Consider the following 12843-nt stretch of genomic DNA (forward strand, 5'->3'; position numbering starts at 1 on the left):
TGCATCTAATGCATCAGCGGGCTGTCGAGGCCGCTGAGCGGGGTGTCAACCGAATCGATTGACACCCCGTCCAACCACGTGATTCACCTCGAACCTGTGCCTGGTTTCAGCTGCAGCCGGAGGTGGCTCCGCAGCCCTCGCAGGCGTAGCACGATCCGGCCGGGCGCATCTTGGTGCCGCAGGTCATGCACAGCGGGGCGTCGGCCGCCTTGCCGAGGTGCAGGTCCATCAGCTCGGCCGTGCTGTGCGCCGCCTTGGGCTTGTCCGAAGAGGACACCCGGTCGGTGTCCGCCTCGACGGTGCTCCGCAACGCTTCCAGATCCACGTTCTCCGTCGGCGCGCCGTAACCGGCCTCCACCTGCGCGCTGCGCTCTTCGGCGGTGAAGATGCCGAGCTGGGTACGCGTCTCGTACGGCAGGTAATCCAGCGCGAGCCGGCGGAACAGGTAGTCGAGCACGCTGGTGGCGATCCGGATGTCCGGGTCGTCGGTCATGCCCGCCGGCTCGAACCGCAGGTTGGCGAACTTCGAAACGTAGAACTCCAACGGGATGCCGTACTGCAGGCCCACCGAGATCGACATGGAGAAGGCGTCCATCACGCCGGCCAGCGTCGAACCCTGCTTGCCCAGCTTGACGAAGATCTCGCCCAGCCCGTCGTCCGGGTAGGAACCGGCATGCAGGTAACCCTCCGCGCCACCCACGGTGAACGACAGGGTCTGGCTCGGGCGCTTCTTCGGCAGGCGCTTGCGCACCGGCCGGTACTCGACGACCTTCTCCTCCGGCTGCTCGGCGCCCTTCTTCGCCGTCGACAGCGGCTGACCGACCTTGCAGTTGTCGCGGTAGATGGCCAGCGCCTTCAGGCCGAGCTTCCAGCCCTGGAAGTAGATCTGCTCGACGTCCTCGACGGTGGCCGACTCGGGCATGTTCACCGTCTTCGAGATGGCGCCCGAGACGAACGGCTGCACCGCCGCCATCATCCGCACGTGCCCCATCGGCGCGATGGACCGCTCGCCGACCGCGCAGTCGAAGACGTCCTGGTGCTCCGGACGCAGCCCGGGCGCGTCCACCACGTGGCCGTGCTGTGCGATGTGCTCGACGATCGCCTCGACCTGCTCACCCTGGTAGCCCAGCACGGTGAGCGCTCGCGGCACAGTCTGGTTGACGATCTGCATGGAACCGCCGCCGACCAGCTTCTTGAACTTCACCAGCGAGAAGTCCGGCTCGATGCCGGTCGTGTCGCAGTCCATCATGAAGCCGATGGTTCCAGTCGGCGCGATCACGCTCGCCTGTGCGTTGCGCCAGCCGCTCTTCGTACCGAGCTCGATGCCCCGCTTCCACTCCTTGGTCGCCAGGTCCCGGACCATGACGTCGTTGGCGTGGTAGGTGCGGATCTCGTCGTTGGCTGCGGCGTGCTTGCGCATCACACGCTGATGCGGCTCGGCATTGCGGGCGTACCCGTCGTAGGCGCCGACGATGCCCGCCAGCTCGGCCGAGCGGCGGTAGGACGTGGCGGTCATCAGCGAGGTGATCGCGGCCGCCAGCGCGCGGCCGCCGTCGGAGTCGTAGGCATGCCCGGTCGCCATGAGCAGCGCGCCGAGGTTGGCGTAGCCGATGCCGAGCTGGCGGAACCTCCGGGTGGTGTCGCCGATCGCCTCGGTCGGGAAGTCGGCGAAGCAGATCGAGATGTCCATCGCGGTGATGACGAACTCGACCGCCTTGACGAACAGCCGTGCGTCGAACACGCCGTCGTCACCGAGGAACTTCAACAGGTTCAGGGAGGCCAGGTTGCAGCTGGAGTTGTCCAGATGCAGGTACTCCGAACACGGGTTGGACGCGGTGATCCGGCCCGACTCGGGGCAGGTGTGCCAGTCGTTGATGGTGTCGTCGTACTGCAGGCCGGGGTCGGCGCACTCCCACGCCGCCTGCGCCATCGACCGGAACAGCTTCTTCGCGTCGACCCGCTCCAGCACCTCACCGGTCAGGCGGGCGCGCAGGCCGAAGTCGGCGCCGGACTCCACCGCCCGCATGAACTCGTCGCTGACCCGCACCGAGTTGTTCGCGTTCTGGTACTGCACGGAGTTGATGTCCGCGCCGGAGAGGTCCATGTCGAACCCGGCGTCGCGCAGAACCTTGATCTTCTGCTCCTCGCGCGCCTTGGTCTGGATGAACTCCTCGATGTCCGGGTGGTCGACATCGAGCACCACCATCTTCGCCGCACGGCGGGTCGCACCGCCGGACTTGATGGTGCCGGCCGAAGCGTCGGCACCGCGCATGAACGAAACGGGCCCGGACGCCGTGCCGCCCGAGGACAGCAGCTCCCGCGACGACCGGATCCGGGACAGGTTCAGCCCCGCGCCCGAGCCGCCCTTGAAGATCAGGCCCTCTTCCTTGTACCAGTTGAGGATCGACTCCATGCTGTCGTCGACGGACAGGATGAAGCAGGCCGAGACCTGGTGCTTGGAGGGCGTGCCCACGTTGAACCACACCGGCGAGTTGAAGCTGAACACCTGGTGCAACAGCATCCAGGTCAGCTCCTGCTCGAAGATCTCGGCGTCGGCCGCGGTGGCGAAGTAGCCGTACTCGGTGCCGGCACGCACGTAGGTCCGCACGACGCGGTCGATGAGCTGCCGGAGGCTGTGTTCGCGCTCCGGGGAGCCGACCGCGCCGCGGAAGTACTTGTTGGTGACGATGTTGGTCGCGTTGACCGACCAGAAGTCCGGAAACTCGACGCCGCGCTGCTCGAAGTTGATCGAGCCGTCGCGCCAGTTCGTCATCACGACGTCGCGCTTCTCCCAGTTCACCTCGTCGTAGGGATGCATACCCTCGGTGGTGAACACACGTTCGACGGTCAGGCCCCGCTTGCTCTTCTTGGTGCCCTTACCGCCGGTCGCCACGGTCTCCGTCATGGCTTGGGTGTCCCCTCTCCTGCCGGACGGCGAACTCACTCGCCGCCGGCGCTCTCGCCGCCGTCCTGCGGCGCTGCCGGTTTCCCCACGGCCTTGCGCAGGTCCGAGATCTCCTTCTCGAAGTCCTCGACCGAGGAGAACGAGCGGTAGACGCTGGCGAATCGCAGGTAGGCGACCTCGTCGAGCTCGCGGAGCGGGCCGAGGATGGCCAGGCCGACCTCGTGACTGGGAATCTCCGCGACCCCCGTCGACCGGATCGACTCCTCCACCCGCTGGGCGAGTTGCTGCAGGGCATCGTCGTCGACCGGCCTGCCCTGGCATGCCCGGCGAACGCCGCGCACCACCTTGTCCCTGCTGAACTGCTCGGTGACCCCGGACCGCTTGACGACGGCCAGCACCATCGTCTCCGAGGTGGTGAACCGGCGCCCGCAGGCCGAGCACGACCTGCGGCGACGGATCGCCTGCCCCTCGTCAACCTCACGGGAGTCGACGACCCGGGAGTCGGCATGCCGGCAGAACGGACACCGCATCGCCGAACCACTTCCCTTCCCGCCGGCCTCCGGAGTACCCGCTTTGGCATGGCCGCCACACAAACGACCATCACACGATGATTAACTCGTGCACCCGGTGATTGAGAACGCCGATCAGCCGTGGACTAACTCGCCTTCGAGTCTACCCCAACCTGTGGACCAATTACAGCCGTGTAACTACTAGATGTTGCGGTAGACCTTAAGGCTCGGGTGACTTCCACGCAAGAGACCCACGCGAGTGAACCGCCGTGGCGGCAGGCACACCGGGCGGCGGTCAGGGCCGGCCGGCGACCTCCGTCACCCCGACCGGCACGGCCAACGGCTGCCCGGACACCGGCATCGCGTCCCCGAGGCCGTTGAGCTGCCGGATGCGGGCCACCACGGCCGCCGGATCACTGTCCGGCGCGTACTGCCGCGCGAGGTCGGTCAAGGTCTGGCCCTGGCCGACCAGCACGGTCGCGGTGCGGTCGGGAACGCCGCCGGACACGCCGTCGGCGAATACACCCAGTCCGGCGACGGCCAAGCCGATCGCCACCGCGACCGCGGCGAGCCACGGCCAGCGCGGTGACACCCGGCGCGGCGCACACTCCGCCACCGGCACCGGCCGGCGACCCGCCACGACGCGCGCCCGCGTCGGCGGGCGGCGTGGCTCGCCGGCGCGGCGGCGGGCCCGCACCGGCGTCCGCGGCCGGGTGGCGGCCCGTGCGGCGATCTCGTCCTCGTCCGCCAGGATCGACATCGGCCAACCTCCTCGCAGCCTCGGCGTGGCAGCCGGCGACACCGCCACGTCGAACAACAGTTCTATCGAAACCCCGAGCGAATGTGTACCACCCCGGCCCGGCGAAATCGAGCCCCTCCCGGCGTGTCGCTCGAACAATTGTTTGATGTTCCGGGCTCGGTGGACTACCGTGGGTGACCAGAGGAAGACGAGACACGCCGGACGTCCAGGCCAGTCGCCCGCATCAACTTCAGACCCAGCCAGGAGGAACCACCGTGACCGACACAGAAGAGACGGCCGAGATCCCCCGCCGGCCCGGCGGCCGGTTCGGCGACGTGCACCCCCTTCCTGATCCGGGGGACGTCGAGGAGGGCCTCAGCCCACGCCAGCAACAGGTGCTGGAGGTGATCAGGGCATGGGTGGACCGGTTCGGGTACCCGCCCAGCGTGCGTGAGATCGGCGAGGCCGTGGGGCTGACCTCCACGTCGTCGGTGTCACACCAACTGCGCACCCTCCAGCGCAAGGGATACCTGCGCCGCGACGCGAACCGCCCCCGCGCGGTCGGCGTGCTCACCGCCGATGCGGAGCGGGCGGCCCGGATCGGCCGCACCGAGAGCGAGATGCCCAAGCCGGCCTACGTGCCGTTGGTCGGACGGATCGCCGCGGGCGGGCCGGTGCTGGCCGAGCAGTCCATCGAAGACGTGTTCCCGCTGCCGAAGGACATCGTCGGCGAAGGGGACGTGTTCCTGCTCAAGGTGACCGGCGACTCGATGATCAACGCCGCGATCACCGACGGCGACTGGGTGGTTGTGCGCCAGCAGCCGACCGCGAACAACGGTGAGATCGTCGCCGCGATGATCGAGGGCGAGGCGACGGTCAAGACGTTCAAGCGCAAGAGCGGGCACGTGTGGCTGCTCCCGCACAACGAAGCCTACGAGCCGATCGCCGGCGACGACGCGACCATCCTGGGGAAGGTGGTGGCCGTACTGCGCAGGCTGTGAGACCCACCCGATCGGGGGGTCTGCTCGTCGCTGGGGATCGAGTGGTGATCATGTTGGGGGGCCGAGCCCCCTAACCCCCACGGTGCGAACTCCTCCCGACCCGGCGTGGTCCCGATTCTGAGGAACCAGCGCCCGATCCGATCAGGCCGATGCTGACCCGACTCTGAGGGTCGACTCCTGAACTCGCACGAAGCGAACTTCTCCCGGCCCGGCGTAGTCCAGTCAGCGGTGACCACCGCCCGCCCGGTCCGATCAGGTCGGTCCTGACCCGATCGGAACCGGCCTGGCGGTCGGTGGACTACACGGGGAGGCTGGTGGTGGTGTAGGCCTCCAGGGACGACGCCAGGTCGGGACGTACCCGGGCGCACAGCCGCGTACCTTCCGGCAGGTGTTCCTCAGCGAGGACCTCACCCTCGGAGTGGACACGGGCCACCAGTTCGCCACGGGTGTAGGGCACGACGGCCTCGATGGTGACCTCCGGCCGCGGCAGCCCGTCGGCGATGGCCTCGGCCAGCGCGCCGATCCCCTCCCCGGTTCGCGCGGAAACGACCACCGCGTCCGGGAGCAGATGGCGCAGCCGTACCAGCGACAGCTCGTCGGCCGCGTCCGCCTTGTTGATCACGATCAGCTCCGGCGGCAGCGGACCCTTGCGGTGCCGGGAGATGTCGGCGAGGACCTCGCGCACCGCGGCGACCTGCTCCTCCGGCGCGGAATCGGCGCCGTCCACGACGTGGAGCAGCAGGTCGGCGTCGGCCGCCTCGTCGAGGGTGGACCGGAACGCGTCGACCAACTGGTGCGGCAGGTGACGGACGAAACCGACGGTGTCGGTCAGCGTGTACGTACGCCCATCCGGCGTGGTCGAACGCCGGGTAGTCGGGTCCAGGGTCGCGAACAGTGCGTTCTCGACGAGCACGCCGGCGCCGGTGATCGCGTTGAGCAAGCTCGACTTGCCGGCGTTGGTGTAGCCGACGATCGCGACGCTGGGCACCTCGTTGGCGACCCGGCGGCTCCGCTTGGTCGTGCGGATCGCGTCCATCCCGGCGATCTCGCGGCGCAGCTTCGCCACCCGCTTGTTGATCCGCCTGCGGTCGGTTTCCAGCTTGGTTTCACCGGGACCACGCAGCCCGACGCCGCCGTTCGCGCCGCCGGCACGGCCACCGGCCTGCCGGGACAGCGACTCACCCCAGCCGCGCAGCCTCGGAATCAGGTACTGCAACTGAGCCAGCTCGACCTGCGCCTTGCCCTCCTTGGAGCGGGCATGCTGGGCGAAGATGTCCAGGATCAGCGCGGTCCGGTCGATCACCTTGACCTTGAGCCGGGCCTCCAGCTGACGGAGCTGGCCGGGGGAAAGCTCACCGTCGCAGATCACCGTGTCCGCCCCGCTGGCGACCACGACGTCGGACAGCTCCCGCACCTTGCCCGAGCCGATGTAGGTGGCCGGGTCGGGCTTGCTGCGGCGCTGCACCACGCCCTCCAAGACCTGCGAACCCGCGGTCTCGGCGAGCCTGGCCAGCTCGGCCAGCGATGCTTCGGACTGCGCCGCGGTACCTTCGGTCCACACCCCGGCCAGCACCACCCGTTCCAGGCGAAGCTGCCGGTACTCGACCTCGGTGATGTCCGCAAGCTCTGTGGACAACCCGGCGACGCGACGCAGTGATGCGCGGTCTTCCAGCTCCAGCTCACCGGTGGAGGGCTCGTCGGCCGGGTTCAGGTAAGTAAATTCTGTCATCGTCCTTCCATCGTCCCACGAAACGCGGGATAAGCGAGTCAATTAGCGGCTGGGATAGGTCGCGACGTAGATGGCGAAGGCATCGGCGCCGCCCTCATCCGCCCTGGCTGCGAACTCGTCCAGCAGGCTGTTGATCCGTTGTTCGAACTCCTCGCGTGCATCCGGTCCCAGGGTCAGGACCAGCCGTCGCTGCAGCAGCTCGCCGACGTCGATCTCGCTGATCTCGCCGAGGTATGCCTCGAGCACTGCTTGTTTGATGTCCCGGTGATGCGGGCTGCCCTGGCAGAGCAGGGCCCACGACAGCCCGGTGGACAGGTACGGGATCTCCTTCGCTCCCCGTTTGCCCCGGCGAGGCGGTTGCGGTTCGAGGAACCCGGTTTCCACGAGTTTGCGCACGTGGTGCAGGGTCGTCGCGGGGTCACGACCGAGTCGTTCGGCGAGTTCCTTGTTGGTCAGCGCCTCACCCTTGGTCAACCGGATGATGCGCAGCCTTATTCCGGAGGCGAGCGCGCTCGCCTCCGCCTCGGTCGCCTTCCGTCGGTCCATTGACCAAGCCTACGCAGTAAGTGATTGACACTTTCCAATTACTTCAGCAGGCTCTCCCCATGCAACGCCGAGACTCCCTGTGGTTTCATGCCGGCTTCCGCCGGCTCTGGGCGGGTGACACGATCAGCCAGTTCGGCAGCTTCGTCGGCCAGACCGCACTACCCCTGCTCGCCGCGACCGTGCTGGCCGCGACCCCGTTCGAGATGGGCCTGCTGACCGCGGCCGAGAACCTGGCCTTCCTGGTGATCGGACTGCCCGCCGGGGTCTGGGTCGACCGGATGCGCCGCCGACCGCTGATGATGCGCGCCGACATCGCCCGGGCGGTGGCGTTGCTGTCCGTGCCGGTCGCATGGTGGGCCGGCTGGCTCACCCTCACCCAGCTCGTCGTGGTCGCGCTGCTGGTCAGCGTCGGCACGGTGTTCTTCGACGTCGCCTACCAGTCCTACCTGCCGTCGCTCATCGGCCGCGAAAAGCTCGTGGAGGGCAACGCGAAACTCCAGGCAAGCCAGTCGGTCGCGCAGATCGCCGGCCCGAGCATCGGTGGCTGGCTGACGCAACTGATCGGCGCGGCGAACACGGTGCTGACCACCGGCGCCGGGTACGTCGTGTCCGCACTGTTCTTGTGGCGCATCAAGGAGACCGAGCCCGAACCAACCCGCCCCGGCGACACCAGTCTGCGCGCGCAGGTGGTCGAGGGGCTGCGTTTCGTGTTCGGCAACGTCACATTGCGCGCGATCACCCTTTGCACCGCAAGCGCCAACCTCGTCGGCAGCGTCTTGATGGCGGTCGAAATCCTGTTCCTGACCCGGGATCTCCACCTTTCCCCGGGCGCCGTCGGCATGATGCTGACCGGTGGGGGCGTCGGCGGCGTGCTCGGCGCGCTCACCACGGGCTGGTGGACCCGCCGCGTCGGGCAGGCCAGGACGATCTGGGTGGTGTGCATCGTGACCTACCCGCCCACGATGCTCATCCCGCTGGCCCAGCCGGGCTGGATGGTCGCTTTGGTGCCGGTCGGACTGGTGTTCTTCGGCTACGGGGTCGTCGTCTACAACGTGTCTCAGGTCAGCTACCGGCAGGCGATCTGCCCGGACCGCCTGCTCGGCCGGATGAACGCCAGCGTCCGGTTCGTGATCTGGGGAACCATGCCCATCGGCGGCCTGATCGGCGGCGCGCTCGGCGAAACGATCGGCGTGCGCGGCACCATGTGGGTGAGCGTCATCGGGTACCTGGTGGCCATCACGCCGCTGTTGCTTTCACCGCTGCGGAAGTTGCGCGACATACCGGAGGAACCGGCCGCGCCCCACACCGATTCCGCACTGTTGCCCTGATCACCGTCCACATCGAACAATCAGCGAACCCGGCGGGTGCGGCCTACCCGTGCCGGGTCCACCAGTCGTCGCGGAGCTGGCCGCGAGCGACGAACTCGGCCGGGCCGGTCAACGTCGCGTCGCCGCGCTGCAGGCCGACCGTGACCCGCCCACCCGGAATATCCACTGTGGACTCGCCGGTGTCGGTGCCGGCCAGGTGCAGCGCCGCGGCCACCGCGGCGACCGTGCCCGTGCCACAGGACCGGGTCTCGCCCACCCCGCGCTCGTGCACCCGCATCCGCAGCGCGCCCTCGCCCACGGGGTTCACGAACTCGAGGTTCACCCCTTCGGGGAAGAAGTCGGTGTCGTAGCGCGGCTCCGCGTGCAGGTCGAGCTCCGCCACATCGTCGTCCACAATAGACACCAGGTGCGGGTTGCCGACGTTCACCGCGACCCCGGAGAAGCTCCGGCCATCCACGATGGCCACCGAGGCCCCGGTGATCGCGGCCGGGCCCATCCACACGGTCACGGAACCGTCCGGGCGCACCGCGACCCGCCGGTCCCCGGCGCGGCTGCCCACGACGAACTCGGGACCGGACTCGAGCCCGGCCTCCACCAGGTACCGCGCGAACACACGCATTCCGTTGCCGCACATTTCGGCGACCGAGCCGTCGGCGTTGTGGTAGTCCATGAACCACTCGCCCTCGGACGCGATACCCAGCGCCTCGGCACGGATCACCCGCAGCACTCCATCGGCACCGAGCCCGCGCTGCCGGTCGCACAGCGCGGCGATCCGCCCTGGCGTCAACTCGAGACCGCCGGACGGGTCGGGCAGCAGCACGAAGTCGTTTTCTGTGCCGTGCCCCTTGAGAAACTCGATTGCCACGCCGATCAGCCTACCCCGCCGACCACAGACAGCACTCGCTCGGCCACGTCCTGGTCTCCTCCCGTGAACCACTGGATCCGGGTGTCCCGCCGGAACCAGGATCGTTGCCTGCGAACGAAACGACGCGTCGCCTGCTTCGTCGCGGCGGCGGCCGCGACGAAGTCGCCGTCGCCATCGAGCGCGGCGAGCACCTGCTGGTAACCCAACGCCCGGGAAGCGGTCTTGCCTTCCCGCAAGCCCTTGCCGGCGAGCAGTCGCACCTCGTCGACCAGACCGGCCGCGAACATCAGGTCCACCCGGCGGTCCACCCGTTCGTCGAGCTCCGTGACCTCTCGATCGATCCCGATCAGTACCGCGCCGTACCGCGCCGGTCCCGGTTTCGGCATGGTCGCGGAAAACGGCCTTCCGGTGATCTCGATGACTTCCAGTGCTCGCACGATGCGGCGCGCGTTCGTCGGCAGGATCGCGTTCGCCGCCACGGGATCACGCTCGGCGAGCCGGGCGTGCAGGGCGGCCGGGCCGAGGAGGTCCGCCTCCGTCGCCAGCCGCGCCCGCACGTCGGGGTCCGTGCCGGGAAAGCGCAAATCATCCAGTACGGCCTGCACGTACAAGCCGGACCCGCCGGCGAGCACCGGCACTTTTCCCTCCGCCAACAGCCGTTCAACGATTGCGCGCGCGTCCCGCTGGTAGGCCGCGACCGACGCGGTATCCGTCACGTCGAGCACGTCCAGCAGGTGGTGCGGAACGCCGCGCCGCTCGGCGGCGGTGATCTTCGCGGTGCCGATGTCCATGCCGCGGTAAAGCTGCATCGCGTCGGCGTTGATGACCTCGCCGCCGAGGTGGAGCGCCAGTGTGACGGCGAGTTCCGACTTGCCGGTCGCGGTCGGACCGACGACAGCGATCGGTTTCACGCGCGCTCCCACACCGCGACGTGATAGCCGACGCCGAATGGCGCCGCGCTATAGAGCAGTTCCGCCCGCCAGCCCGGGCCGAGCCCGGCGAGCACCTGCCATGGTGCACGACCACCGGCGCCGAGTTCCTCGGCGAATCGGGGGTCCAGGGCAAGCAGTGCGGCGGCGTCGGCCCGCTCCAGAGCCTTGGCGATGTTCTCGTCGAAGCCGGGCGCGCGATCGTCCTCGCTGCCCGGGGCGCGCGGCCCGTGCCGGTTCGAGCCGTCACCCAGCACGAGCAATCCGGTTTCCGGCGACTCCGCCAGCCGCCTGCCCAGCTGGGCGCATTCGGCCGGTTTCGCCGTCCGCGCGATGAGCCGGACCCGGACCGAGGTCGCGCCGGCCTGTTCCCGCAGCCAGCCGGCCACCAGCGCGGGCAACGGCAGGTCCCGGGGCGCCACACTTTCGGTGGACAGGCGCACCGGCACGTCCACCCCGTAGCCCCGGAACGATCCCGCCGATTCCGGTTCAATGGAGACGTCCTCGTCATGCGCGCCGACCGCGAGCCACTCCTCGCCCAGCCGCGATACCGCGGTCAGGCAGGCGGCCCGCAGTGAGCCGGCCGATCCCGGGGAAAGCTCAGGCACCAGAAGGGGTGGATGTGGTACCACGGCGACATGCGAGATCACACCCTCCGAGGTTACCGGCCGCGACCACCGTCCTAGCGCCGGTAGCGGAGAGGTCACGGCTACCCGCGCGGGCGGCGATCACCGCCCGCCACACCGCGAGGTAGCCGATCCGGCAGTAGAATCACCCGCTCCAGACACCTCCCCGAATACCGCGAGCAGCGCTGAACTGCTTGAATGCGGCGAGGGGTCGAAACACCCCGAGATTCGACACCCGCACGACCCGGCCCCACTTCGGTGGGGCGCCCGCCCCGGTGGCGGGCCGACAGGCGATAAGGAGCCTGCGATGGCCGACGAGACAGAGACCGGCGCTCCGGCGCCCCATCCCTTGCCCCATTCCCAGACGGCGGGCCAGGGTGCGCGGCCGGTGCCCTTGGCCGAGTCGAACCCGTCCCGCTGGGGGCGGGTGGACGACGAGGGCAACGTCTACGTGCGGACCGCGGACGGTGAGCGCACCGTCGGCGTCTGGCAGGCGGGCACCCCGGAGGAAGGGCTGCTGCACTTCGCGCGGCGGTTCGACGACCTGCGCACCGAGGTCGAGCTGCTGGAGACGCGGCTGGCCTCCGGAGCCGGCGACCCGAAGCATGCCCTGGCCAACGCGACACAGCTGCGCGACGGGCTCGCCGAGGCCGCCGTGGTCGGCGACCTGGAAGCGCTCGGTGCCCGCCTGAACCATGTCATCGCCCACGCCGAGAGCGCGCTGGCCAGCGCCCGGCAGGAGCGGGAAGAGGCGCGCGCGGCCGCGATCGCGCGCAAGCGTTCGCTGGTCGAGGAGGCGGAAGAGATCGCGGCTACCTCGACCCAGTGGAAGTCGGCCGGCGACCGGCTGCGCGCGATTCTCGACGAGTGGAAGACGATCAAGGGCGTCGACCGCAAGACCGACGACGAGTTGTGGCGGCGGTTCTCCAAGTCGCGCGAATCCTTCAACCGCCGCCGGGGCTCGCACTTCGCCGAGCTCGACAAGCAGCGCGCGGCCGCGAGGACGCGCAAGGAGGAGCTGATCGCCGAGGCCGAGGCGCTGGTGGACTCCACCGACTGGGGTCCCACCGCGGGCCGCTACAAGGATCTGATGGCCGAGTGGAAGGCCGCCGGGCGCGCGCCGAAGGAAACCGATGACGCGCTCTGGCAGCGGTTCCGTGCCGCTCAGGACAAGTTCTTCGCCGCCCGGTCGGCGGTGTTCGCCGAGCGGGACAACGAGTTCGCGGCCAACGCCACGCGCAAGGAGGAGCTGCTCGCCGAGGCGGAGAAGATCGACCCGGCGGCCAACCTCGACGCGGCGAAGGCCCAGCTGCGGCGCATCCAGGAACAGTGGGACGAGATCGGCAAGGTCCCGCGAGAGCGCATCCGTGAGCTGGACGGGCGCCTCAAGGCGGTGCAGGACCGGATCCGCGAGGTCGAGGACAGCCGCTGGCGGCGCACCGACCCGGAGGCGCAGGCGCGCGTGGACCAGTTCCGCGAGCGAGTCGCGCAGTTCGAGTCACAGGCCGCGAAGGCCCGCGCCGCGGGTGACGAGCGACGCGCCCGCAAGGCGGAGGAGCAGGCCGCGCAGTGGCGTGAGTGGATGCAGGCCGCCGAACGCGCCGTCGCCGACCGCTGACCGAACCCTCCGCTCGCCCGTCACGACCCGGGTGGGCGGAGGGGAACA

At 69.3% G+C, this 12843-nt stretch carries 11 protein-coding genes; 3 read left to right on the top strand and 8 right to left on the bottom strand.

Features of this window, described 5'->3' with window-relative positions; translation table 11 throughout:
* Positions 1–106: 106 nt before the first annotated feature.
* The 3 genes from A3CU_RS0116055 to A3CU_RS53495 form a co-directional block, all read right to left on the bottom strand.
* Entirely contained in the window at positions 107–2905 is a 2799-nt protein-coding gene (locus A3CU_RS0116055) for a vitamin B12-dependent ribonucleotide reductase (protein ID WP_027943168.1), read from the bottom strand.
* 35 nt (positions 2906–2940) lie between these two features.
* The gene (gene nrdR, locus A3CU_RS0116060; RefSeq protein ID WP_027943169.1) at positions 2941–3435 is read right to left on the bottom strand and encodes a transcriptional regulator NrdR; all 495 of its coding nucleotides are present in this window, start codon (positions 3433–3435) and stop codon (positions 2941–2943) included.
* A 274-nt stretch (positions 3436–3709) separates the two neighbouring features.
* Positions 3710–4174: a LysM peptidoglycan-binding domain-containing protein gene (locus tag A3CU_RS53495; RefSeq protein WP_027943170.1), complete on the bottom strand. Its 465-nt coding sequence runs from the start codon at positions 4172–4174 to the stop codon at positions 3710–3712.
* A gap of 314 nt (positions 4175–4488) precedes the next feature.
* Here A3CU_RS53495 and lexA point away from each other — a divergent pair, with 314 nt between their 5' ends.
* The gene (gene lexA, locus A3CU_RS0116070) at positions 4489–5154 is read left to right on the top strand and encodes a transcriptional repressor LexA (RefSeq protein WP_245617123.1); all 666 of its coding nucleotides are present in this window, start codon (positions 4489–4491) and stop codon (positions 5152–5154) included.
* A 298-nt stretch (positions 5155–5452) separates the two neighbouring features.
* On the opposite strand, the gene hflX is transcribed toward lexA, so the two are convergent.
* Positions 5453–6883, bottom strand: a complete 1431-nt coding sequence (hflX, locus tag A3CU_RS0116075) for a GTPase HflX (protein WP_027943172.1) — start codon at positions 6881–6883, stop codon at positions 5453–5455.
* A 42-nt stretch (positions 6884–6925) separates the two neighbouring features.
* Positions 6926–7429, bottom strand: coding sequence for an ArsR/SmtB family transcription factor (locus tag A3CU_RS0116080; RefSeq protein ID WP_027943173.1), 504 nt, complete (start codon positions 7427–7429; stop codon positions 6926–6928).
* Between the two features lie 59 nt (positions 7430–7488).
* Between A3CU_RS0116080 and A3CU_RS0116085 the strand changes: the two genes are divergently transcribed.
* Positions 7489–8757: an MFS transporter gene (locus A3CU_RS0116085; RefSeq protein WP_027943174.1), complete on the top strand. Its 1269-nt coding sequence runs from the start codon at positions 7489–7491 to the stop codon at positions 8755–8757.
* Positions 8758–8800: 43 nt separating this feature from the next.
* On the opposite strand, the gene dapF is transcribed toward A3CU_RS0116085, so the two are convergent.
* Genes dapF through A3CU_RS0116100 form a run of 3 tightly spaced genes read right to left on the bottom strand, consistent with a single transcriptional unit; the run spans position 8801 to position 11201 of the window.
* The gene (gene dapF, locus A3CU_RS0116090; protein WP_425388250.1) at positions 8801–9622 is read right to left on the bottom strand and encodes a diaminopimelate epimerase; all 822 of its coding nucleotides are present in this window, start codon (positions 9620–9622) and stop codon (positions 8801–8803) included.
* 5 nt (positions 9623–9627) lie between these two features.
* Complete coding sequence (gene miaA, locus A3CU_RS0116095; RefSeq protein WP_027943176.1) at positions 9628–10533, bottom strand: tRNA (adenosine(37)-N6)-dimethylallyltransferase MiaA; 906 nt, start codon at positions 10531–10533, stop codon at positions 9628–9630.
* Positions 10530–11201 carry a class III extradiol dioxygenase subunit B-like domain-containing protein gene (locus tag A3CU_RS0116100; RefSeq protein ID WP_027943177.1) on the bottom strand — a complete coding sequence of 224 codons (672 nt, stop codon included), beginning with the start codon at positions 11199–11201 and terminating at the stop codon, positions 10530–10532. The genes miaA and A3CU_RS0116100 overlap by 4 nt, the downstream gene beginning before the upstream one ends.
* A gap of 283 nt (positions 11202–11484) precedes the next feature.
* Here A3CU_RS0116100 and A3CU_RS0116105 point away from each other — a divergent pair, with 283 nt between their 5' ends.
* The gene (locus tag A3CU_RS0116105; RefSeq protein WP_027943178.1) at positions 11485–12795 is read left to right on the top strand and encodes a DUF349 domain-containing protein; all 1311 of its coding nucleotides are present in this window, start codon (positions 11485–11487) and stop codon (positions 12793–12795) included.
* Positions 12796–12843: the final 48 nt, after the last annotated feature.

This window comes from Amycolatopsis taiwanensis DSM 45107 (assembly GCF_000519205.1).
GTDB lineage: Bacteria > Actinomycetota > Actinomycetes > Mycobacteriales > Pseudonocardiaceae > Amycolatopsis_E > Amycolatopsis_E taiwanensis.

Bases quoted from the DNA above. Each gene is read 5' to 3' on its own strand.
- nrdR (WP_027943169.1), bottom strand. From the start codon at position 3,435: ATGCGGTGTCCGTTCTGCCGGCATGCCGACTCCCGGGTCGTCGACTCC.
- hflX (WP_027943172.1), bottom strand. From the start codon at position 6,883: ATGACAGAATTTACTTACCTGAACCCGGCCGACGAGCCCTCCACCGGT.
- A3CU_RS0116085 (WP_027943174.1), top strand. From the start codon at position 7,489: ATGCAACGCCGAGACTCCCTGTGGTTTCATGCCGGCTTCCGCCGGCTC.
- A3CU_RS0116105 (WP_027943178.1), top strand. From the start codon at position 11,485: ATGGCCGACGAGACAGAGACCGGCGCTCCGGCGCCCCATCCCTTGCCC.
- A3CU_RS53495 (WP_027943170.1), bottom strand. From the start codon at position 4,174: ATGTCGATCCTGGCGGACGAGGACGAGATCGCCGCACGGGCCGCCACC.
- A3CU_RS0116080 (WP_027943173.1), bottom strand. From the start codon at position 7,429: ATGGACCGACGGAAGGCGACCGAGGCGGAGGCGAGCGCGCTCGCCTCC.
- A3CU_RS0116055 (WP_027943168.1), bottom strand. From the start codon at position 2,905: ATGACGGAGACCGTGGCGACCGGCGGTAAGGGCACCAAGAAGAGCAAG.